Source organism: Mycobacterium sp. Soil_C_30, from assembly GCF_057656995.1.
This window is the reverse complement of record NZ_JBDGJH010000005.1, coordinates 142,023-163,572: the sequence shown is the minus strand read 5'-3', so window position 1 is coordinate 163,572 and position 21,550 is coordinate 142,023. Positions and strand designations below refer to the sequence as shown.

Below are 21,550 nucleotides of genomic sequence, written 5' to 3'. Positions count from 1 at the left end.
GGACTCAGGCGCGTGAGCGCTTACCCCGGCCGCTGCGCAAGATCGGTCGACGCGCGTGCGCCTGCCCGGATGAAACTGTGCCGCCGCCGCGGCGCCCCAAACTCGTCGATGGCCGACGCGACGGCAGCTCCTGGTCCGGCACCAACTCCAAACGGGCGAATCTGCTGGCGTTGCGGCTGCTCAGGCACAGTCGGGTGCGTGCACAGGGAAGCGCCGGCCGGGGCAGGCTGTGGTCCCGGATTCCGGTTCCGAGCAGTACACCGTGGCGCGATCGCACGACTTGGCTGCCGGACGGGGTGTCGATGATGCCGCCGAACACCTGATCATCGGCGAACAGGAGTCGGTGCAAACCCTGTCCGGTGACGATCTGAACGCCGTATTCGCGGGCACGGCCGAGAAGCCAGGAATGCAGGTCGACTTCGCCAATCCCTTCTTCTGGCATTGAAACGATGTCACTGACCTCGATCGCCTCGCCTGAGGCGGATCTGATCTTCACCGCGCCGGGCAACGTGACACGAGTGGATATCACGCCGGTGGTCGCGGTCAGGCACTGCCGCGACCAGTTGCGTAGTTGAGCACCGCGGAACGGTGCCACGGAACCGTCTTCACGACGCAGGCCTGGCCGCAGTTCGGTGACGGTGACACCCTCGAGTTCGGCTGTCAGGTCCGGATCGCCGATATCGGCGGTCACCTCGTCCAGGTACGCGTGGGTATGGCGGTCCAGGGTCTGCACCCCCCATCGTTGCAACAGCACACCGGACCATGACAGAGGCAACGCGGCCGTTTGACCCGCGTGCGGCCGGGCGGAGAAGAGGTCGGTGTACATGACGGACATGCCGGCGCGGGCCGCCGAGACGGCTGCCCCGAGTACGCCGGAGCCCGAACCGACGCTGAGCACGTCGACGGTGACGGTCATTATGCGGCTTCCGCCGGCCCGATGAGGACGGCCGAGTTGTATCCGCCCATTCCCATCGACGTCTTGAGGGTGGCGCCGCCGCCGAACGGCGTGACACCGTCGAGCAGACGCGGGTGAGCTGGGCTCACGATCCGCGGTGCGGGAATGACACCACGCTCGTAGGCCATCACCCCGGCTGCCAACTCGACTGCCCCGGCACTGGCCAGGCAGTGCCCGATCAACGGTTTCAGTGCGTACACCAGCGGTGGTTTCGTGCCGAAAACCTGTTCCAGCACGTCGGTTTCGGCAGCGTTGCACTGTGCGGTGCCGGTGCCGTGTGCGTTCAGGTATTCCACATCGGGCGCCGTGATACCGGCGTCGGCGAGTGCTTCCGACACACAGCGCACCACCTCGGCGTGTGAGGGATCCATGCCGGTGGGATGGTGGGCATCGCTGGTCATCGCGCCGCCGAGCAGTTCGGCGTAGGCGTCGACACTGTCGGTGGTGAGCACGAATCCGACAGCTGCCTCGCCCGGCGGGAATCCCCGCCCACCTTCCTGGAACGGGCGGCACGCGTCGAGCGGTTCGGCGTCGATGACCGAGGCACCCATCCGGGTGAAACCTGCCACCACTTCCGGGGTGAAGGACAAATCGGCCGAGACCACCACCACGTCGGACGCCGCGCCGGTTCGCAGCCACAGCTTGGCGACCAGGAGGGCGTTGTTGGTCGAGGAGCAGGTCGCCGACACCATGAGTGAGGGTCCACGAAACCCGAACTCCTTCATGAACATCGCCGCCGGCGTCGAGGGGAACACTCGGACGAAATCGCGGGACCGGCGGGCGTTTCCGCGGCTGAACTCACGCCAGCCGTACATGTCGTTGAAGCACGCGACGTGAACCACTCCGACGTTGCGGCCGGGACGCCAGCCGCGGCTGCTCGCATCCGCGACGGCTTCACGGCCGGCCGCCAGAAAGGCGCGGCCGAACAACCCCTCGCCGTCCTCGAGGCGCCCTCCCTCCGGGACGAGGGCGAGCCAGGCGAAGTCCTCGAGATCGTCGCCGTAGCCGCTGAGGTGGCGCGCCGCGGACTTGCCGCTGCACAGTCCCTCCCAGAACACTTCGCGGCCCCACCCGTAACCGCTCACCACGCCAACCCCCGTGACGCTGATCCTGTTGTCTGGCATGTCGTTTCCTCACCGTTTGTCCATGTGCCCCGAGTGTGGAGCGGGGCCGCACCACCGGGCATGTGGCGCGACTCTTGAATTTGCGAAATCAACCACAGCGACGGAAATCTTTGATTCAGGAACCTCCGCGATGATCTGCGCTGCACGACGGCTGGATCGGCTCGGCAGGCAATTTTCTGTGATTTGCCGAGAGCGTAAGCCCACGCAGTCGTGAACACAACTCACGATGAGTCCCATTCCGGAAATGGGGTAGTCGCCGGCTGCGGGAAAACCACTGCGGCATTCGGTGGATCTGCCGTCCCGGTTGCTCCCGTTAAACTGTTGGTAACAAAGCTTGAGCAGGTATAACAACGCTCGCAAGGCGGTCGCGCCACATCCCGATGGTGAGTCTGCGCCCGGTGTTCGATCTGCTTTCTTGGAGCCGGAGTCGGCGTCGGCGCAAAGCGTCGCCAGGTGCAGCGGGAACGCGAACCGGCACCAAAAAACCATCACTGAGCATCATTCAGCAAACAACGTGGTCCTTTCGTCGGGAACGAACGGCCGATTCTCGGACTGCGCGGCGACAACGGCCGCCGTAGGGTCCACAGCAAATCGATGTCAGTTATCTGCTGTACGGGAGGGCGCGGTGACTGCAGCTCAGGCCAGGGACGGCGCGCTCGCCGGCGCCGAACCCAGCTGTGTGGAGGGCCGGTCGGGGCACTGTGGGTGCGGGGGCCGACTGTGGACCAGATGAAGATGTGGCCGCTCGGCGACGAGAACGCCAGGGGCGGTGCGCGTATCGCCGCGGTGGTTGCGCCGTCAGACCGACAGGCCAGCGGCTACGGAGAAGCGTTGGTGCCGCGACTGATGACCGCTCCGCGACAGTCACCGGTGGTACGGGTACCCGCGGGAGTATTCGAGCGCACCAGTTGGCAACGTCGCTACGCTGCACGGCTACGAGTGACCGACGCCGTCGTGGTGTGCGCGGCGGTGGTCTTGGCGCAGTACGTTCGGTTCGGTTCCGATCTGATGCCGGCGGGTTATCCGCGGTGGTTCGTCCCTACGTTCTCGGTACTGTTCGCGGTCGGTTGGCTCTACGCGCTGGCCTCGTCCCGCAGCCGATCCCCGCGAGTGATCGGAAGCGGCTTCGAGGAGTACCGGCGGGTGATCTCGGCATCGTTCTGGACGTTCGGGGCAATCGCAATCGTCACACTCCTGCTCCGCGTCGACATCGCGCGCGGCTACCTGGCGGTGGCCTTGCCCGTCGGCACCATGGGCCTCGTCCTCGCGAGATACGGTTGGCGTAAGCACATTTCGAGCCGCCGCGGTCAGGGGCACTACCAGACCGCGGTGCTGGCTTTCGGAGATCTCGCCGCGGTGCGTGAACTCGCCGCCGAGCTGACGCGCAATCCCAGGGAAGGCTTCCAGATCGTCGGCGTCGGTGTGGCCGGCTACGGCGAACCGCGCGGTGAGTATCTGAGCATCGACGGCGGCGATATCCCGATCATCGGTGGTGAGGCACACGTGGTCGACGCCACCCACACGTGTGGTGCGGACACCGTGATGATCACCAGTGCCGACTCGTTCGGGGTTCGTGGCGTCCAGCGCCTGGCCTGGGAGCTCGAACCGATGGGGGTCGACCTCATCCTGGCCACGGGGGTGGCCGATGTCGCGTTGTCCCGTCTGGTGATGCGGCCCATCTCCGGCCTGCCGCTGCTGCACGTGGAGAAGCCGCAGTACCACGGAACCAAACGCTTCCAGAAGCGGGCGTTCGACGTCTGTTTCGCCGTTGCGGTTCTGGCGGCGGCGTCCCCGATCCTGCTCATCGCTGCGCTGGCGGTGAAACTGTCCGACCGGGGACCGGTGCTCTACTGCTCCGAGCGCATCGGTATCGGCGGCGAACCGTTCCCGATGTTGAAGTTCCGCACCATGGTTCAAGACGCGGACAAACAGCTACCGAGCCTGCTGTCGCACAACGAAAGCGACGGTGTGCTGTTCAAAATCCGTGACGACCCTCGCGTCACCCGGGTGGGACGCGTCCTGCGCAAGCTCAGCATCGACGAGCTTCCCCAGTTCATCAACGTGCTGCGCAATGAGATGAGTGTGGTGGGTCCACGCCCACCCTTGCGCAGGGAAGCCGACAGGTACGACCATGACGTGCTGCGCCGGCTCCTGGTCAAGCCGGGCATCACCGGGCTGTGGCAGGTCAGTGGTCGCTCGGATCTCGACTGGAGTGACGCTGTGCGGCTGGATCTTTCGTATGTGGACAACTGGTCCATGGTGGGGGATCTGCTGATCGTGGTGAAAACAGTTGGTGCCGTCTTGGAGCGCAAAGGTGCGTACTGAGGTGCTCGAGAAAGGTGAGGTCAGTCGATGAATGTCCACAAAGGCAAGCGGTACGTCAAGGTCGGCCCGACAGATGTGGCCTTCGCGGGCAAGCGCACATCACTGCTGATCGGCCCGGTGCGACATCTCGGAGCCGAGCACACCCTGGCGTCCTTCCAGCGGCTGGCTCAACGCGGCCCCTCGGCCCGGGTGGGCCTGCAGCCGTCGTCGACCACCGACAAGTGGCTCTTCGATCCCGAAAGCTGTGGTGCGGTGACCATTGTTCCCGCCCAGGATTTTGATGAGATGCTCTCCGACTTCGAGGGTTTCGTCGCCCGCGCGTCCACCCAGAACGAGCCGCTGGTGGTGACTTTCTGTGGTGACTACGTGATGCTCAGCTTCGACCACGGCATCGGAGACGCCACCGCGTGTCTCGAGCTCACTGCCGTGGCGACGGGCTCCGACATCACCGATTATCTGATGCCCAACGTCCGGCGGCCGCTGCTGTCGGCGCTGGGCCGAACGCTGCGGAGTTCGCCGCGCAGCATCGTCGAAGGACTGCGCGGAAACTCGGCGGTTGCCGCCTTGCCCACCCGGGCGTACCCACCCGTCGGGGTCGAGGACATCGTGATGACCTATGTCAAGACCGGTCCCGAGTTCCTCGGCACCGTCAAAGCGTTGCGCAAACAGCACTTTCCGGAAACCTCGGTCACCGCGGCCGTCGTCTACGCGCTGCGCGCTGCCTTCGAAGCGCACGGTCTGGAAACCACCGATGATCTGAGCGTGCTCGTCGACCTGCGCCGCTACCTGGGTGAGGGGCACACGACGCTGGCCAATCTGTCGGCGGTAGCCGATCTGACCGCACCGCCCGGAATCGATGTTCAGCAGTTCGGGGCCGAGTTCGCGTCGGCCCTCAAGGGCGCGGCACCGTTGGTGCGGCTTGCGGGATCGGTGGCCAAGCGCCGGCTCCGGGGCTGGCCGAAGGACAAACCGCTCGCCTCCGAGTGGCCCACCAAGACGCGGTTGACCTTCTCGGATCCTTCCCGGCATCCGTCGATGAAGAAGATCAAGTGGCTCGGTGACGGGCAGCCGGTGGCCTATGTACTGATCAATGATCCGACCCTGCCCCATCAGATCACCATCACGGCCATGTGCGACCAGGAGAGCTGCTTCCACTTCACCGCGTCGTACTTCTCCGGCTCGTATGACAGAGCGGACATCGACCGGGTCATCTCCGCGGTCGCCGAGAATCCCGCCGGGTACCTCGGGTCGACCGTCCTGAGCGGGGCGGGATAAGTGCCGACGCTCACCGGCGTCGCACGTCGCCTCGCCGAACAACCGCTGCTTCTGGCGCAGGCCAGCTCCAGCGGGGCCGGGGCGTTGGCGATGGTGGCGGCGGCGGCGGTGATGACACCGCGCGACTTCACCACCTTCTCGCTCTTGATCCTGGTGTCCATGACTGCCATGGGTGCGGTGCGGGCAGCGATGTTCCAGCCGGCCCTCATCGAGATCCGCACGAACAAGAACGCTCATGTCGATACCGGAAGTGCCGCCCTTGGCGCCGCCTGCACAGGGCTGCTGACGGCCGTCACCGCGGTATTTCTCGGTGTGACAGATCCGTTGTGGCTGACAGTCTTTGGGCTGAGCGCGACCCTGCCGGTGCTGGTGGAGTGGTTGCGTATGCGCGCGATGGCGCTGGACCGGCGCTGGGAGGTGGCCCGAGGCGACATCTTGCGGCTTGCGGTGACGCTGCTGGCGCCGGCGGTGTTGTGGTGGAGCGCCGACGTCGACGTGTTCTTCCTTTTCGTGAACCTGACCTACCTGACCACCCTGGGTTACCTCGGGTTACGGCTGCCGGCCGTGTCCGGTCACGTCTCGCTGCGGCTGCTGTGGCGCGACGCGTCGTCCCAGTTCGTCGATTTTGTCATGGGGCAGGCAGTGTCGACCGTGCCGCTGCTGGTGTTCGGCAGCGTCGGGTCCTCGGAGTACATCGGCGGTGTACGGCTGGCCCAGACGCTGCTGGGCCCGCTCAATCTCGTGCTGGCCGCCTCGGCGTACAACCTGTTGTCCGACGGCGCCACCCGCGAATCCCACGCCCACGACGCCGATCTGATCAGGCGGGGCAGAAGGCTGGCCGTCATCCTGGGCGCACTGTCGCTCGTTCTGGTGCTGGCACTGCTCGGTTTCCTGCTCGTCACCGGCGTGAATCTGCGTGGGGTGGACAACCATTCACTGGTGGTGGGGGTGCTCCTGGTCGGTGCCCTGGCACTCACCACGGGTTTCGCCATGATCGACACCTTCACCTTGCGCCTGCTCGGCCACCACGCCATCCCCACCATCGGCCGCACGGTGCTGGTGCTGACCACCGTGTGCGGCTACGCCGCCGGTTACCTGTTGGGCGGCGTCGACACCAGCTTGGTGTGGGGTTTCACGGTGGCTGCCATCGCCAACCCCGTGCTGTTCGTCCTCCCGGCCACGCTCGTCTACCGGCGACACGGCACGCGAGAACCGGCGCAGCACACCCGATGACGCCGCAGGAGGTGATCATGAACCGGTATCACGTTGTAGGGCTGGCAGTTTCGCTGGTGTGGTTGGTTTCCGGCTGCGTTGTCGTCCAGGAAGGCGACGGACCCGCCGACGCGTCTGCGGCCATCCCCACGCCGTTGGCCACCGTCGCTCCGGCGGCGAGCGAGAAAACAGTGGCGACGCGAGGGGAAGTGGTTTCCGCCACCTTCGCATCGTCGGGTGCAGAACGCATCTCCGACGTGCAGGCGGTGTACCTGTCGACCTCCGGTGTGACCGGCGGCCAGACCCGGGTCGGGGGCACCTTCTTCCTTCCGCCCGGACCGCCGCCGGCCGGGGGATGGCCGGTACTGGCGTGGGCGCACGGCACCACCGGGATCACCCATGGCTGCGCGCCCTCGCAGTCACCTGACCTGTTCGGCGATGCCCCAACCGTGACGTCTTTCGTGCGTGCCGGCTTCGCCGTCGCCGTCACCGACTACGAAGGTCTGGGCGACGAGGGTGAGCATCCGTACCTGGAGCCGAGGACCGCGGCGTACAACGTAATCGACGCGGTGCGGGCCCTGCGGAACCTGTACCCGACGGTGGGAACCCGGTGGGTGGCCATCGGTCCTTCGCAAGGCGGGCAGGCGGCGTGGGCCGTCAACGAGTTCAACAGGTTCTACGGTGCGGGGCTCGACCTGCTCGGCACCGTGGCACTCTCACCCGCGGTCGAGCTGAGCGAACTCGCCGACCGGGCCATGGCGGGGACACTCACGGAGTCGCAGCTGGCGTTGTTCCCCATGCTGATCGCCGGCCTGTCGACGTATGACCCGTCCGTGCGCGCCGACCACTTCCTGCGTGGCCGGGTGGCCGGCCTGCGGCAGTCACTCATCGGATGCGGCCCCCGCCCGTTGTCCGCCCACGCCGCTGTCCTCAACGCCGACGAGGTGGGACCGACCAGCATCCGCGATGAGAACGTCCTGCGTGATGCCCTGCGGCGCATCGCCCTGCCGCAGGAATCGCTGTCTGCCCCCATGCTCGTGGTCAACGGTCTGCGCGACGACACGGTGGTCCCGGACTGGGTGTCGGTGGCGGTGAAACGCAGCTGTCGCGGCGGTGGAATCATCGAGCATGTCGAGATCCCCACGGCGGGGCACAACGATCTCGGCGATACCGAGCTCATCGCCGCATGGATCGGCAACCGGTTCGCCGGTGCTCCGGCCCCGTCGACATGCGAAGCATCATGAACCGGCGCCGCGGTGCCGTCTTGGAGGAGCCATCTCCCGGCGAAACTGAAACAATCTCGGCAGCACCGATTCTGGGCCGTGCGCAGAAGTGGACCGACGCGGCGTTGGGGGCGGCGTACTTGTTGGGTGTCGTGACCGCGGTGGTCCTGGCGGCAGTGACCGTCGCGCTGTACCGCGGCATCACCCCGGCGACGGGACCGGTTCTGTTCCAGAACTTCGCGGTGCTGCCGAACGGTCCGGTGCTGGTGGCCGACAGCGGGCAACCGTGGCTCGAATCCACCAACGGTGCCGCTGGAGCCGAGCTCAGGATCAGCGACGGCAAGCTCACCAACAATGCCGTGGCGGCAGGACCGGCTTCGGGGTACATCTCCGCCGATCTGCCCGACGCCGTGTCGAAGGTGGCCGCGCAGTTCGGGTTCCGGCCCGGTAGCACCGACAACGGCTCTGCGGCAATCATCGTCGGTGTTGATGCGCCGCAGGATGACACGGCCATGTCGAACCTGACCTCGCCCTGTCACGTGGTGATCACCCCCACCAAGATCGAATTCAGCGTCGTCAACAACGGCCGGGTGGCCAGCGTCGGATCGGAGACCTTCGCCGAGAGGCTGTCCGACGACACCGCGTACCGCATCACCATCGAGATCAACTACGACAAGGGTGTCGCGCGGATCGACGGGCCTGACGGCCGGACGCGGGTGTACAGCGACAGCCGGATCACCACCAACCGCGGGTCGGTCGTGACGTATCAGGTGTTCCAACAGGTTGCGGTCAGTGATCACCGGTCGTATTTCGTCGACGTCCACGCGTGGTGAGGGCTGGTTTACAGCAAGGGGGAGTGTGTGGAGATTCAAGAGATTTTCCGGGTACTGGGTCACCGCTGGCGAATTGTGGTGATCTGCACCCTGCTCGGTTCGTCGGTGTCATTGGCGTGGTCGTTGGCCGGTCCGGTGCAGTACACGGCGCAGGGCCGGGTGATGATCGCCACCTACGGCAGTCTCGGCACCGCGGTGGACGCCTACAGCGGTGAGCGCGTTGCTCAACTCCGCGCGCCCACCTACGCCCAGCTGATCGACAGCGCCGAGGTGGCCACCCGGGCCGCGCACGCTCTGGGCGATCGGTTCACGCCGGAGCTGATCCGAGCGTCGTTGGACGCCCAGATCTCCGCGGCGATGCCGATGCTGGTGGTCTCGGTGACCGCGCCCTCGGCCGACGACGCGGTCAGGATCCTGGCGACCGTCGAACAGGTCTTCAAACAGTATGTGGCCCAACTCGAACAACCCGGCCGGGACGGCTCACTGACCGGAGTGAACCTCACCAGCGATCCACCGGCGGTCTCGCGCGTCGGCAACCCCCTGAGCACTGCGCTGCTGGCGGGGCTGGCCGGATTCATCGCAGGCACACTGTTGGCGCTGTACCGGGACCGCACCGACGAGGTGATCCGTAACGCCGGTCAGATCGCCCGGGCCGGGCTGCCGTACCGCGGCACCGTGCAGTCCCGAGAGGGTGTGCTCCAGGCCGGCGATGCCACCTTCCGCAGGATCGCACTGGGGTGCACGGCAGATGGGCGAGGGTCGGGGGCGGTGCTGGTCACAGGACTCGACGCCGCCTCCGACAGTGTTGTCGGGCGGCTCGCGGGCGGTTTCGGCGCGGCTCTGGCGGCCTACGGACGCACCGTGACCGCGGTGTGGGCGCGTCCGGACGGCGAGCACCGCGCGGTGGCCGGGTTCACCGATGTCCTTGCCGGCGAGGCGTCCTGGGGCGACTGCGCGGAGGCCGGCGCGGTCAACAACCTCACGCACGTCGGTCTCGGAACCAAGGCCGACGGGATCGACACGTTGATCATGAGACGCACGCTCGGTGAGGCCGGCGCGGTGTTCGACACCCGCTCCGAGCACACCGTGGTGGCGGGTCCGCCGCTGCTCGTGTCACCCACCGCCATCACACTTGCCGCACAGGCGAATTCGTGTCTGCTCGTCGTCACCTTCAGGCACACGCTGCTGCCGGATCTGCACGACGCGGTGTATCTGCTGCAGGGCATGGGGATTCCGGTGATCGGGATCGTCGCCGTCCACGCCCGCAATGCGCTGTTCCGGGCCGGCGCCCAGGCCGGCCGCAGTGTTCGGTCGTCCGGTCCGCTGGCCGAAGCAGCGCCCGCCAAGGTGGAGGTGGCGGTGCAATGAAGACCATCGGCACCGTCGCCGCTGTACTGCTGATGGTGGTGACCACACTGCTGGGCGTGGCCGTCGCGCATCGCGTGAATGCGTCTCAACCACCCCGGTTCTCGGTGCTGCCTCTCACCGGCGACGCGAACCCAGGGACGGCGGCCCCGGACAACGGCGCCGCCAGTTTCTTCGACGAACAGATCGTGGTGATCGGCGACTTCACCGCCGGTTCCGACGAGGGCGGACGAGGCGACAAGAACTGGACCGCTCAGATCGGGGCGCTGATCAACCAGGCACGGCCAGCGAGGGTCATCACCGACACCTCCACCGGCGCCGGGTCGGGTTACGTGGCGCGCGGGACCGGGCTCACCTTCCCCGACCAGGTCAGCCGGTTGGTCGGGCCGGCAACCGATGTGGTGGTGATCTGCGGTAGCCGCAACGACATCGTGGCCGCACCCGTCGACGTCAAGGCGGCGGCGACGGAGACCTACAGACGAATCACCGCGATCGCGCCCGCTGCCTCGGTGGTGGTGGTCGGGCCCACCTGGATGGACGACGATCCACCCCGGCAGCTCCTCTCGATCAGGGACGCGGTGGCCTCGGCCGCCGGCGAAGCTGCGGCGCGGTTCATCGACCCCATCGCCGACCACTGGTTCAGCGTCGGCGTGGGCCTTCTGGGGCAGGACAACGTACATCCCACCGACGCCGGACACACCAGGATCGCCGACCTGATGTCACCGGTGGTCGTCTGGGCGATGGACAGCAGGGCGGGACGATGAGCCGGCCAGTGAGGGAGTCGAGTTGATGCTCAAGACAAGGCATTTGGGTCGAGCCGGACTGATGATGATGGCGGGGCTGCTGCTCGGTCTGCTGGGCGGCGCCGCCGTCGCCTACCTGCCGGGCACGTCGTATCAGGCGAGCATCACCGTCTACATCGCTCCACCTGTGAGCTCCAGCCCCACCGATGCGGTGATGGGCGACGAGTACGCGTCCAACCGTGCGCAGCTGTATCTGTCGCTGATCACCAGCGAACCCCTGCTGACGGCGGTGGCCCAATCCCTCGATGTTCCCCTGTCTGCCGCCGAGATCACGGATCGGGTCAGCGCCACGGCCATTCACCAGACGTCTCTCATCCGCATCGACGTCACGGGGCCCACGCCCGAATCCGCGGTCGCGTTGGCGAAGGCCTACGGCGTGGCACTTCCGGACTTCGCTCAAGCCGTCGAGGCGCAGAGTGGTGTCCGCGAGGGGCCGACGGTGGGCGTTGTCACCCCGCCGGACCAGCTTCCCGCGGTGCAGATGGGTCTCGAACCCGCACTGCTGCTGACTGTTTCGGGTGTGCTCGGCGCGGGGATCGGTGCCCTGGTCAGCGTGTGGTACAACCGCAAGCACCCGGTGGTACGCGCGCCGGATGCGCTGCGGAAATTGATCGCCACGCCGTTCGTCGAGACGGTGCGACTGAGCGGGACATCGATCGACCTGGAACGGGCGCAGGCGCTGATCCTGGGTTCACCGCGGCCGGCGCCACTGTTGTTCGTGGCGGCCACCGCGTCTGACGGCTGCGCGCAGTTCGTCGACCAGCTTGTCGATTCGGCGACGAGTCGCGACATCCCCCTTCGGAGCACACCGCTGCTGGAGGTCGACGTGGTGGATGTCGATGACGCCAAGTACACCGTGTTCGTGGCACCCACCCTGCTCGATGACGGCCGCCAGGCCTCCTTGCTGTTCTCGCGGCCGTTCGACACGATTCTGGTCTGCCGCAAGGGTGTCACCCTGGTCCGTTCGGTTGCCGACGTGTGCGCGATCCTGGAGGCGCACGGCACCGCGGTCAAAGGTGTCTTCATCGTCGACGGGTCGCCGAAGCGGGCCCCCGCGGCCGCGGCAGGTCCCGGCGGGGGGACCGCAGCGCGCGGACCTGACCCCGTGCTGAATTCGCACGGACGAGGCCACGGTGTTCAATAGCGCGCTGGTGCTGGCGGCGGGAATCGCCACCGGGGGATCGCTGTGGTGGATGCTGCGGGTGAATCGTGCTGCGGTTCCGGCGGTCACGATGGCGGCCGTCATGTTCACCGCGGCGCTGGGCGGCCCGATCTGGGAGTGGGCCAAGGACGCCGGCGGTGCCGGGCTGCCCCCGCGCGTCATCGCCCCCGCATTCGAGAGTTCCCTTGCCGTGCAGGCGTTCTGCTGGGCGGCCATCGGTGCGGCCGCCGGCGCGTTCTGTGTTCCTCGGGTGCCGGCGCTGTTCGCCGCCGAGAAGGCGGTGTGGCAGCCCTCGCAACGGGCCAAACTCACCCTCCTGGCCATCTCGGTCGGCGGCTTCTGCGCCTGGGTGGCGGGTGTGGGTTCGGCATTCTTCGATCGCGAGTTCTACGGCCAGTACAACGGCAATGACTTCCTGCTGCGCGCGTCCTTCCCGCTGGCCATGGTCGTCGGAGTGCTGTTGCTCGGCATGTCGGCCGGCGAACAGAACAAAGTGATGCGGCTGTCGATCTATGCGTCGTCGATCGTCTGGTTCGTGGGCCTGGCCGGCACGGGCAGTCGAACCGCCCTGATCTTCCCGCTGGTGGGGGCCATCCTGATGATCAGGCACAGTGTGGTCGCGCGACGGTTCAGTGTGGTGTCATTGCTCGGTGCCGTGGGTCTTGTTGTCCTCGCTGTCTTCTCGTTTGCGGTGGTGCTGCAGGCGCGGAGTATGCAACACGGGCTGGTCAACATACCGACCGTCGTCTCGACCGTGGTGGACAACGCACAGTCCTCGACCGATTCCTACCTCTTGCCGGTCAAACAGCTTCTCGCGTCGATCTTCGCGTCGGTTCCCGTCGCCGAACAGTCCGTGCGTTACGAGGTGGGATTGGATGTGCTGCTCGGCAACGCCAACATCCTGCCCGGAACGGCTCAGCCGATGGAACTGGAGCGCTACTGGCCCTATGAGTGGGTGCCGCTGTCGTTCGCCGGCTGCTGGTTCGGCGCCACCGGGTGGCTGGGGCAGATGGGGCTGTTCGGTTTCATGGGTTGGGTGTGCAGCTACGCCGGGTACAACTTCCAGCGCGGCAGGTACGGCTTCCTCGCGTTCCTGCCACTGATGTTGGCCGCCATCATCTCGGTTCTGTCGCTTCAGTATTCGTCGCGGATGGTGTGGCGCGTCTTCTCGGTGGCGCTGGTGTTGTGTGTGGTGGGTTACCTGGTCAGGCAGCGGGTCCGGATACCGCGGCTGTCCTACGGTGCGGTGGTGCCGTCATGATCGGGCAGCGTTCGGCGCTCCGATGGCAGATCGCCGGTGTCCTCAGCAGTGTCATCATCGTGGTGTCGCTCGGCATCGCGGTGGCCACCGGCTCGACCGGGGCCAAGGACGTTGCGGGCGCGTGGGCCGCCCAGAACGATGCGGATGCCATTGTGGTGCCGGCGGACCGCCGGCGGCCGGTGGCCGTAATCGGTGACTCCTACACGGCGGGCACCGCCGAAGGCGGTATGGGGGAACGGGGTTGGCCTGCACTGGTGTGGCGCCGCCTGAGCGAGCAGGGCGTATCCGTTGCGCCGACGGTTGACGCCACCGGCGGGAGCGGTTACGTGAACCCGGGCCCGTTCGGCGTCACCTTCCTGGACGCGGTGGACCGCACGATCACCGCCGATGATGAGGTGGTTGTCGTCTTCGGTGGCACCAATGATGTCGGTCAGTCACTCGATGAGCTCGGCACCGCGGCGCGGGAGGCGATGCGCACCATTCGTGAGCGAGCGCCGGCGGCGAAGCTGATCGTGGTGGGGCCGGTGTGGCCGGGCCCGTCGCCCAGCGACGCCGCCGTGGCCACCGATGACGTGCTGCGCGAAGCGGCGGAATCCGAGGGAGCCACGTACGTGGACCCACTGGAGGAAGCGTGGCTGGCAGATACCCCCGAGCTGATCGGCGCCGACGATGTGCACCCCACCGACGGCGGGCACCGCTATCTCGCAGACCGGCTGTGGGCGGTGATCAACACGGCGCTGTCCGAGCCCTGACGGCGCTCAATCGGTGTCCGACACCACCAACTCCGGCAGGTCGGCCGTGCTGCTGTTGGCCCTCAGCAGTGGTCCGAAGACATTGCTCCTTCCCTTGTCGCGCAATCGGTTCACGCTGGAGAGAATCGGTGCGCCGGTATTGCCGGCCTGGGTCACCGGCCCGTAATAGCCGCCGACGATGTTCGACGTCGTCGATCGCACCAGAGGTATCAGCGCGGAATCGCCCATGCCGTTGGTGAACACGTGCGTCACCGTGTGCCCAGCGATCCAGCCCACGGACGGCTGGTCCAGCACCGGCCACCGGACGCTGGTCAGTTCTCCGGCGGAGTCGTCGGCGTACACGATACGGAGGTCGTCCCGGTCCAGGAACTCGTTGCCGAATTTGCATCGCGTCAGCACCATCCCCGCGCCTGCATTGACTTCGGTTGCCGCCGGCACGAACCACACGTCGATGCGCGGTACACCTTCTCGAGGACCGAAGCGCAGGAAGTCGTTGTTGTAGATGTAGGCGTTGTTGCCGCCGTCGGCGAGTTTGACGTGAACTCTGTTGCTCAGGAACGCGTTGTCGGAGATGGTGGTGCCGTCGGTCAGGCCGGAGAGCGCGATCCCGATCGATGACACGTAGTTCGACGCGCGGAAGATGTTCCTCTCGATCTTCCAGTACGGATGGTCGGTGCTGTTGTGCGAGATGCTGCAACCGCTGTAGTCCATGAAGGCACAATCGGATACCCGGTGCATATCGGTCACGTTCGACTGGTTACTGGTGTTACGGACGTGGCCGAGGCCACCGTCGAACCGAATCCCGGTGAGCGTGAGGCGAGTCCACGGTTGGCTGGAGTCGATGAAATACGACATCGGATGCAGGGAGACGGTGGTGGCCCCTTGCCCGGCGCCGAAGATCGCGGGTGCCGGCGCGTCGATGCCGGGGCCCTGGAACCGGTAGGACCCCGGCGGCAGATACACCGGCATCCCGGTGGCCGCGGCTGCGCGGATGGCATCGGAGGAGTCGCGCGTCCACGTCGGGTCGGCGCCCCCGGCGAATGCCGGATCTGTCGCGACGGCGAATCCCTCGACGGGGTGCGGAAGTGACGGGAGCGGAGCGTCGCAGATCGCCGACTGCGGCGAGTTCGGCGCCGAGGCGGCCCCGCCGCAGCCGGCGACCACGGCCCCCACGGCCCCCGCGGTCGCGGCGGCCCCGGCGGTCAGCAGTGTTCGCCGGCCGATCAGGGTGTTGCTGTTCTGGGGCGCGGGTTTCCCGGGGTCGGTCACGCCGAGCGGTGTCCGTCCAGAGCGCGACGATAGCTCTCCTCGAGGATGTCGGTGACCGGTCCCATACCCAACCGCTCGGCCGCGGCTCGGCGGGCGTTGGCGCTGGCCCGGCGCAGCAGCAGCGAGTTGGTGAGCAGTTGGCGTACGGAATCGGCCAGCGAGTCGAGGTCGGGCCCGGCTACCAGCCCGCTCTTGGTGGCGGTGATCATCGGGGCCAGCCCGCAGCTGTCGGTCACCACCACCGGCAATCCCACCGCCATGGCCTCCAGCACGCTCATCGGGTATGGCTCGTCGACCGACGGCAGTACATAGATGGTCGCGGCAGACAGTCGCGTCGTGACGTCCTCGGGGGCCACCGAGCCTTCGTAGCGGATCCGGCTGTCGGGTTTCACGGCAAGGTGGCGGTCGATGTCGCGTTTGGCGCCTTCGTCGGGTCCCGCGATCGTGAAATCGACGTCGAATCCCTCCTCGAGCAGGCGCTGAGCCATCTGGACGAAGATCCCGGGACGTTTGCGCGGGTGCAGCCGGGCCAAGAACAGCACTTCCGGCCGGTGCCTGGGGCGCACATCGGTAGACCGCGAAACCGATTCGGGCACACCGTTGTTCAGTTCCCGCAGAGACAGCGGGCGCCGCGCCACCGACCTCAGGTCGTACTTCTCGCGGGGATTCAGGTAGAACACCGTATCCGCTGTTTCCAGTGTGGGCTGAGTCCACACCCGGTCCAGGGGTTTGGCCAGCAGCCGGCTGCTGGGGTCCACCATTCCGTGGGGCTGGACCACGAACGGAGTTCCGGTCTCGGCGAGCACGCGGGCGGCGGGCAGGGTCACGAAGTCGCGGGCCAGGTGCACATGCGCCACATCGATGTCGTGGAGGTGTCGTCGCAACCAGCGCGTCATCCCCGCCGCCCGCAGGCCCGCGAACCCGATGTTGGGCACCATGGTCTTCGCCGGGAACCCCTGCACGTCAACCCCTTGCAGGGAGGTGGGGGGCGTGGGATAGCCGCGAGCAGCTGCGGCAACCATGGTCTGGTGTCCGCGGCCGTTCAAGGACGCGCATTGGTTGAGGGCAACCCGGACGGGACCGCCGTAGGCCGAGTCCGGGGACAGCAGCGTGACGATGTGGAGGATTCGCATGTGGTGGTCCTCGGTTCATTTATCAGAGCGCGACGGCGCCGGGTGCCACGACCACCGCTCCCGCCGCGACATCGGTGCGTACCAGTGCGGTCGCTCCCACCACGGCGTCGGCGCCGATCTTGACTCCGCGCAGCACGGTGGCCCGTGCCGCGATCCAGGCGCCGTCGTCGATGCGGATGGGTGCGTTGTCGAATTCGAAGGTGGGGGAGCGGCGGTCGTGGCTGCCTGTGCACAACAACACGTCCTGCGAGATGCAGACGTCATCGCCGAGGGTGACCGGCTCGAGGTTGAGAATCCAGGTCCCCTCGCCGATCCAGCAGTTCGCGCCGATGTGGAGTTTCCACGGCCAGTGGATGCGGACGCGGTGGCGCACCAGCGTGCCCGGGCCGATTCGCGCGCCGAACGCCCGCAGTGCGGCCACCCGCACCGCGCCGGGACACCACCACGGCATGAGCACGGTGGTCGAGACCACCAACCACAGGAGCTGGACAACGGTAGCGCGGCCCTTGTCGTAGCCGTCGCCGGTGAATCCGGCCAGCGACCGGCGCGGGGTGGTCATCTGCGGACCCGATCGCGGTTGCTGCGATACCACTCGACGGTGCTGGCGATGCCCTGGTGGAGGTCGATCTTCGGGGTCCACCCCGATTCGCGCAGCAGCGACACGTCCAGCAGCTTCCGTGGTGTCCCGTCGGGCATCGAGGTGTCCCATCGCGTCTGGCCCTCGAAACCGACTGCGCGGGCCACCATCTGGGAGATCCTGGCGATGGTGTTGTCGTATCCCACCCCGACGTTGACCTGGGCCGCATCGTCATAGTGCTCCAGCAGGTGCAGGCAGGCATCAGCCATGTCGTCGACATGCAGGAACTCTCGTCGCGGAGTGCCGGATCCCCAGTTCGTCACGCTGTGCTGCCCGCTGCGGACGGCGTCGTCGTAGCGCCGGATGAGGGCCGGAAGCACATGGGAGCCTTCCAGCGAGAAGTTGTCGCCCGGCCCGTACAGATTGGTGGGCATCGCCGAGATCCACGGCAGCCCGTACTGCCGCCGCACCGCCTGCACGTGCAGGATCCCGGCGATCTTGGCGATCGCATAGCCATCGTTGGTCGGCTCGAGATGCCCGGTGAGCAACGAACTTTCGAGGATCGGCTGTGGGGCGTACTTCGGGTAGATACAGGAGGACCCGAGGAACAGCAATCGCGGGGTACCGACGGCCAGGGCGGCGTCCATCACGTTCAGCTGGATCTGCAGGTTCTGCGACAGGAAGTCGGCCGGGTGGCAATTGTTGGCGTTGATACCGCCCACCTTCGCCGCGGCGATCACCACCACGGCGGGACAGGTGTCCCGGAAGAAGCCGTGCACCGCGTTGCGGTCGGTGAGGTCGAGCTCGTTCGACGACAGCCCCACCAGACGGCGAAAGCCCGCCTGCTGGAAGCGGCGCCAGATCGCGGATCCGACCATGCCGTGGTGTCCGGCGATATAGGTCACGCCGTTTCGTTGCAGCGGAACCCGGGACAGTTCGGCCAGGGCGGTCATGCGCTGAGCCGCCAGGTCGGAATCGCCGGCTGATCGATCCACGGCCGGCCCTCCAGCCCCAACGCCCGGGTGTCCGCCTCGACCATGATCCGGGCCAGCTCCGGGGTGTGCACCTGAGCTTTCCAGCCGAGCCGCCGCTCGGCCTTGCCGGCGTCACCGATCAGCGAATCCACCTCGGTGGGCCGGAAGTACCGCTCGTCGAAGCGAACGTGGTCTTCCCAGTTGAGACCGGCGTACTCGAAGGAGAACTCGAGGAAGTCTCGGACCGTGTGTTGTTGTCCGGTGGCCAACACGTAGTCATCGGGCTCGTCGGCCTGCAGCATCCGCCACATCCCTTCGACGTACTCCGGCGCGTAACCCCAGTCGCGCACCGCATCCAGGTTGCCCATGTAGAGATGTTGCTGGACGCCGGCTTTGATGCGGGCCACCGCGCGGGTGATCTTGCGAGTGACGAAAGTTTCTCCGCGACGGGGAGATTCGTGGTTGAAGAGAATGCCGTTCACCACGTACATGTCGTATGCTTCCCGGTAGTTCTTCGTCATCCAGTACGAGTAGACCTTCGCCGCCCCGTAAGGCGAGCGAGGATAGAACGGGGTTTCTTCGTTCTGCGGCGGGTGACTGGCGCCGAACATCTCCGAGCTGGATGCCTGGTAGAACCGGCAGTGCAGTCCAGCCATGCGGACAGCTTCGAGGATACGAGTTGATCCCAAACCGGTTGTATCTGCGGTGTGTTCAGGTTCATCGAAGCTCACCCTCACATGCGATTGCGCGGCCAGGTTGTACACCTCGTGCGGGTCGATCTTCATCAGCAACGTGACCAGCCGGACCCCATCGCTGAGGTCGCCGTAGTGGAGGAACAACCGGGCATTCGGGTCGTGCGGATCGACGTAGAGGTGGTCGATGCGGGAGGTGTTGAAGCTCGAGGCGCGGCGGATCAGGCCGTGCACTTCATAGCCTTTCTGCAACAGCAACTCGGCCAGGTAGGAGCCGTCTTGTCCGGTGATTCCAGTGATCAGTGCGCGTTTCGTCATCGCTAGAGTGACCTTTCGTGATTGGCCGGCGTGCGTGGAGTTGTGGAAGCGAGTTGGCCGATCCAGGTTTCGAATTCGTCGATGGCGTGTGGCATCGACAGGTTCTGGCTGCAGAACCGGGCGCCTGCTTGCCCCAGGCGGCGCGCGAGCTCGGGATCGGTGCCCAGTTGTCGCACGGCGGAGAGCAGTTCCGCCGGGTCATCGGGTGGTACCACCAGGCCTCCGCCCGATCGCAGGATCTCCGAGGCGGTGATGCTGTCGGCTCGCGTGGCGGCGACGATCGGGTTACCGGAGGTGAAATACGACGTGATCTTGCTCGGTACGGCCATGTCGCCGACGCCGGGTGCCTCGTTGACCAGCAGGACGTCAGCAGCGAGCAGCGCAGCGCGATACTCGTCGTCGGGCAGTGGTGCCAGCAATTGCACCGTGTCGACACCGCGGCTCAGTGACTCAAGCTTCGCGCGTTGGTTGCCATCGCCGAGGAGCACAAAACGCGCTCGCACGCCCAGCTTTTGGGCCAATTGCGCGGTAGCGATGACGTTCTCCAGCCCCTGCTTGGCGCCCATGTTCCCGGCGTGCAGGGCCACGATCTCGTCGCTGCCCCAGCCGAGTTCGAGACGGGTCTGGTCGCGTCGGCTCGGATTGGAGGGACTCACGTGCGTCCAGTTCCTGATCACCGAGACCTTCTCGGGGCGGATGCCGAGACCGGTCACCACACTGGCTTTGAACCGGTCATGGATCACCGCGAGGCCGTCGGCGGAGCGCAGGATCGCTCTTTCCGCGGCGGCGACCGCCGCACCGGATCGGCTGCCGACGGTCTGTGTTTCCACCACGCCGAGGCCGTAGAGATCCTGCACCCAGACGCCGATGCCGGGTCGGTGCCGCAGCGTTTTCGCGCGGGCGATCGCCATGCCCGTCGCGAGCAGCGCCGGACTGACACACACGATGACATCCGGTGTGCCCCACGAGGAGGAGGCCAGGCGCCGGCCGAAGCTGAGTTCCATCCGTAACCGACCGGAGAGGCTGCCCGGCGGCGGCACGTGGTGCACCAGATGAGTGACCTCAGGCCCGTCGTCCGGCTTCACCCGCCGGCCGTTCTCGTAGCCCGGCGCGATCGCCCACTGGGGATAGTGGGGCAGTCCGGTCAGGACGCGGACCCGGTGCCCGCGGGCTGCCAGGCCGTTGGCGAGACCGGTTGTGTACGGGGCGACCCCGGCCGGCTCTGGAGCGTAGTTGAGTCCCATTATCAGCACGCGGAAGGCATCCATTGCCTCACCTCTCAGCCCGGCGGTACCAGAAGAAAATGAACTTGCGACACGATTTCTAGCAAAGGATGAGCGCGATGGTTGGGGTGCGCAACTCGAACAGGGAAAAGAAATGGATAGAGCGTGATGAACTGGGATTTTGGCGCTGGATTGATTGCAGATGCACCTACTGAACGGATTGGTCGAAGCACACTTTCATACGTGTGCTGTAGACCGTCGGCACTTTAGCTGGGGGTGCCGGCAGTCAGCACTGCCGCAGGGCCTTGGGCGCACGCCAGCAACGCAGCCACGCGCCGAGGATGCTGCCCCGGGCAATCCACGAAGTTGCCCAGCAATTCACGGAACGTTCAAACGCGCTTCTTGCGCGCAGATCGGCGGGCGTTCACCAGCATCCGGTTCTGCCGCTGCGTGCGCTGTACCACTGCTTCGGTCCACCACCGCGTCAGCGGCACCACCACGAGCACGATGATCGGGTACACCAGACCCCACGCATCGCCCTCGACAGCCGCCACCACCAACAGGAACAGGGCGATCGCCACGAGGACACCCATCAGCACCTGGTAGCGGCGGCGGTTGGTCTTCTGCTGATCGAGGTAGACCTGCCCCAGCCGCAGTGCCGCCTTGAGAACCTCGGGGTCCTCGGGCGCCGGTCCCGCGGTGGTCGCGCGGATGGCCGCCGACCGCTGCGCCGGCGTCAGCCCCTCCACCTGCGCGGCGTAGGGCAGGCGGGCGGTCTGCGAGCGCCAGGTCAGCAGGGCGGCGACGCCGAGGGCCACCAGCACGAACACCACGGTGCCCCACGGCCAGTTCAGCACGATCGGCCGGTGCGACCCCGCCGAGAACGCACCCCCGAGCAGCGCGATGACGGCACCCACCAGGCCCCAATAGGCCGCCCGCACCCACAGCGGAGCGAGCAATATGCGCATGGCCCGGCAGCCTATCCCGTGATTTCGGCGCGTTCGTAACCGCTCAGCGGTTACGAACGCGCCGAAATCACCAGCCCGGCCCGCTCTCGCTCTCGTACCTCGAGCT

General features: G+C 66.7%; 19 protein-coding genes. 10 read left to right on the top strand and 9 right to left on the bottom strand.

What is annotated here, in order from left to right; all coding sequences use genetic code 11:
- Nucleotides 1-4: 4 nt before the first annotated feature.
- Nucleotides 5-916: a hypothetical protein gene (locus AC3A6P_RS11470; protein ID WP_487691608.1), complete on the bottom strand. Its 912-nt coding sequence runs from the start codon at nucleotides 914-916 to the stop codon at nucleotides 5-7.
- The gene (locus AC3A6P_RS11465; RefSeq protein WP_487691607.1) at nucleotides 916-2,079 is read right to left on the bottom strand and encodes a beta-ketoacyl synthase N-terminal-like domain-containing protein; all 1,164 of its coding nucleotides are present in this window, start codon (nucleotides 2,077-2,079) and stop codon (nucleotides 916-918) included. The genes AC3A6P_RS11470 and AC3A6P_RS11465 overlap by 1 nt, the downstream gene beginning before the upstream one ends.
- A gap of 735 nt (nucleotides 2,080-2,814) precedes the next feature.
- Between AC3A6P_RS11465 and AC3A6P_RS11460 the strand changes: the two genes are divergently transcribed.
- The 10 genes from AC3A6P_RS11460 to AC3A6P_RS11415 are packed head-to-tail and all read left to right on the top strand — an operon-like array spanning nucleotide 2,815 to nucleotide 14,290.
- On the top strand, nucleotides 2,815-4,404 hold the full coding sequence (locus AC3A6P_RS11460) for a sugar transferase (RefSeq protein ID WP_487691946.1): 1,590 nt from the start codon (nucleotides 2,815-2,817) through the stop codon (nucleotides 4,402-4,404).
- 27 nt (nucleotides 4,405-4,431) lie between these two features.
- A complete protein-coding gene (locus AC3A6P_RS11455; RefSeq protein ID WP_487691606.1) occupies nucleotides 4,432-5,679 on the top strand; it encodes a hypothetical protein in 1,248 nt (415 codons plus the stop codon).
- A complete protein-coding gene (locus tag AC3A6P_RS11450; RefSeq protein ID WP_487691605.1) occupies nucleotides 5,680-6,912 on the top strand; it encodes an MATE family efflux transporter in 1,233 nt (410 codons plus the stop codon).
- Entirely contained in the window at nucleotides 6,909-8,135 is a 1,227-nt protein-coding gene (locus tag AC3A6P_RS11445; protein WP_487691604.1) for a lipase family protein, read from the top strand. Before AC3A6P_RS11450 ends, AC3A6P_RS11445 begins: the two co-directional genes overlap by 4 nt.
- 20 nt (nucleotides 8,136-8,155) lie before the next feature.
- Nucleotides 8,156-8,947 carry a hypothetical protein gene (locus AC3A6P_RS11440; RefSeq protein ID WP_487691603.1) on the top strand — a complete coding sequence of 264 codons (792 nt, stop codon included), beginning with the start codon at nucleotides 8,156-8,158 and terminating at the stop codon, nucleotides 8,945-8,947.
- 27 nt (nucleotides 8,948-8,974) lie between these two features.
- On the top strand, nucleotides 8,975-10,315 hold the full coding sequence (locus AC3A6P_RS11435; RefSeq protein WP_487691602.1) for a Wzz/FepE/Etk N-terminal domain-containing protein: 1,341 nt from the start codon (nucleotides 8,975-8,977) through the stop codon (nucleotides 10,313-10,315).
- Complete coding sequence (locus AC3A6P_RS11430) at nucleotides 10,312-11,076, top strand: SGNH/GDSL hydrolase family protein (RefSeq protein WP_487691601.1); 765 nt, start codon at nucleotides 10,312-10,314, stop codon at nucleotides 11,074-11,076. The genes AC3A6P_RS11435 and AC3A6P_RS11430 overlap by 4 nt, the downstream gene beginning before the upstream one ends.
- A 25-nt stretch (nucleotides 11,077-11,101) precedes the next feature.
- The gene (locus tag AC3A6P_RS11425) at nucleotides 11,102-12,259 is read left to right on the top strand and encodes a YveK family protein (RefSeq protein WP_487691600.1); all 1,158 of its coding nucleotides are present in this window, start codon (nucleotides 11,102-11,104) and stop codon (nucleotides 12,257-12,259) included.
- Complete coding sequence (locus AC3A6P_RS11420) at nucleotides 12,249-13,538, top strand: O-antigen polymerase (protein WP_487691599.1); 1,290 nt, start codon at nucleotides 12,249-12,251, stop codon at nucleotides 13,536-13,538. The genes AC3A6P_RS11425 and AC3A6P_RS11420 overlap by 11 nt, the downstream gene beginning before the upstream one ends.
- Nucleotides 13,535-14,290 carry an SGNH/GDSL hydrolase family protein gene (locus AC3A6P_RS11415; RefSeq protein ID WP_487691597.1) on the top strand — a complete coding sequence of 252 codons (756 nt, stop codon included), beginning with the start codon at nucleotides 13,535-13,537 and terminating at the stop codon, nucleotides 14,288-14,290. The genes AC3A6P_RS11420 and AC3A6P_RS11415 overlap by 4 nt, the downstream gene beginning before the upstream one ends.
- Nucleotides 14,291-14,296: 6 nt before the next feature.
- On the opposite strand, the gene AC3A6P_RS11410 is transcribed toward AC3A6P_RS11415, so the two are convergent.
- The 7 genes from AC3A6P_RS11410 to AC3A6P_RS11380 all read right to left on the bottom strand — a co-directional run bounded on the left by AC3A6P_RS11410 (nucleotide 14,297) and on the right by AC3A6P_RS11380 (nucleotide 21,444).
- Entirely contained in the window at nucleotides 14,297-15,559 is a 1,263-nt protein-coding gene (locus AC3A6P_RS11410) for a hypothetical protein (RefSeq protein WP_487691595.1), read from the bottom strand.
- Complete coding sequence (locus AC3A6P_RS11405; RefSeq protein WP_487691594.1) at nucleotides 15,556-16,692, bottom strand: glycosyltransferase; 1,137 nt, start codon at nucleotides 16,690-16,692, stop codon at nucleotides 15,556-15,558. The genes AC3A6P_RS11410 and AC3A6P_RS11405 overlap by 4 nt, the downstream gene beginning before the upstream one ends.
- 22 nt (nucleotides 16,693-16,714) lie before the next feature.
- Nucleotides 16,715-17,251 carry an LbetaH domain-containing protein gene (locus tag AC3A6P_RS11400; RefSeq protein WP_487691593.1) on the bottom strand — a complete coding sequence of 179 codons (537 nt, stop codon included), beginning with the start codon at nucleotides 17,249-17,251 and terminating at the stop codon, nucleotides 16,715-16,717.
- Nucleotides 17,248-18,222: a GDP-L-fucose synthase family protein gene (locus tag AC3A6P_RS11395; protein ID WP_487691944.1), complete on the bottom strand. Its 975-nt coding sequence runs from the start codon at nucleotides 18,220-18,222 to the stop codon at nucleotides 17,248-17,250. The genes AC3A6P_RS11400 and AC3A6P_RS11395 overlap by 4 nt, the downstream gene beginning before the upstream one ends.
- A complete protein-coding gene (gmd, locus tag AC3A6P_RS11390) occupies nucleotides 18,219-19,253 on the bottom strand; it encodes a GDP-mannose 4,6-dehydratase (protein ID WP_487691592.1) in 1,035 nt (344 codons plus the stop codon). The genes AC3A6P_RS11395 and gmd overlap by 4 nt, the downstream gene beginning before the upstream one ends.
- A 2-nt stretch (nucleotides 19,254-19,255) precedes the next feature.
- Nucleotides 19,256-20,521: a glycosyltransferase family 4 protein gene (locus AC3A6P_RS11385; RefSeq protein WP_487691590.1), complete on the bottom strand. Its 1,266-nt coding sequence runs from the start codon at nucleotides 20,519-20,521 to the stop codon at nucleotides 19,256-19,258.
- Nucleotides 20,522-20,865: 344 nt separating this feature from the next.
- Nucleotides 20,866-21,444 carry a hypothetical protein gene (locus tag AC3A6P_RS11380; RefSeq protein ID WP_487691589.1) on the bottom strand — a complete coding sequence of 193 codons (579 nt, stop codon included), beginning with the start codon at nucleotides 21,442-21,444 and terminating at the stop codon, nucleotides 20,866-20,868.
- Between the last annotated feature and the right edge of the window lie 106 nt (nucleotides 21,445-21,550).

Coding starts and splice junctions, on each gene's coding strand:
- AC3A6P_RS11470 (WP_487691608.1), bottom strand. CDS start 916: ATGACCGTCACCGTCGACGTGCTCAGCGTCGGTTCGGGCTCCGGCGTA.
- AC3A6P_RS11465 (WP_487691607.1), bottom strand. CDS start 2,079: ATGCCAGACAACAGGATCAGCGTCACGGGGGTTGGCGTGGTGAGCGGT.
- AC3A6P_RS11460 (WP_487691946.1), top strand. CDS start 2,815: ATGTGGCCGCTCGGCGACGAGAACGCCAGGGGCGGTGCGCGTATCGCC.
- AC3A6P_RS11455 (WP_487691606.1), top strand. CDS start 4,432: ATGAATGTCCACAAAGGCAAGCGGTACGTCAAGGTCGGCCCGACAGAT.
- AC3A6P_RS11445 (WP_487691604.1), top strand. CDS start 6,909: ATGACGCCGCAGGAGGTGATCATGAACCGGTATCACGTTGTAGGGCTG.
- AC3A6P_RS11430 (WP_487691601.1), top strand. CDS start 10,312: ATGAAGACCATCGGCACCGTCGCCGCTGTACTGCTGATGGTGGTGACC.
- AC3A6P_RS11425 (WP_487691600.1), top strand. CDS start 11,102: ATGCTCAAGACAAGGCATTTGGGTCGAGCCGGACTGATGATGATGGCG.
- AC3A6P_RS11415 (WP_487691597.1), top strand. CDS start 13,535: ATGATCGGGCAGCGTTCGGCGCTCCGATGGCAGATCGCCGGTGTCCTC.
- AC3A6P_RS11405 (WP_487691594.1), bottom strand. CDS start 16,692: ATGCGAATCCTCCACATCGTCACGCTGCTGTCCCCGGACTCGGCCTAC.
- AC3A6P_RS11400 (WP_487691593.1), bottom strand. CDS start 17,251: ATGACCACCCCGCGCCGGTCGCTGGCCGGATTCACCGGCGACGGCTAC.
- AC3A6P_RS11395 (WP_487691944.1), bottom strand. CDS start 18,222: ATGACCGCCCTGGCCGAACTGTCCCGGGTTCCGCTGCAACGAAACGGC.
- gmd (WP_487691592.1), bottom strand. CDS start 19,253: ATGACGAAACGCGCACTGATCACTGGAATCACCGGACAAGACGGCTCC.
- AC3A6P_RS11385 (WP_487691590.1), bottom strand. CDS start 20,521: ATGGATGCCTTCCGCGTGCTGATAATGGGACTCAACTACGCTCCAGAG.
- AC3A6P_RS11380 (WP_487691589.1), bottom strand. CDS start 21,444: ATGCGCATATTGCTCGCTCCGCTGTGGGTGCGGGCGGCCTATTGGGGC.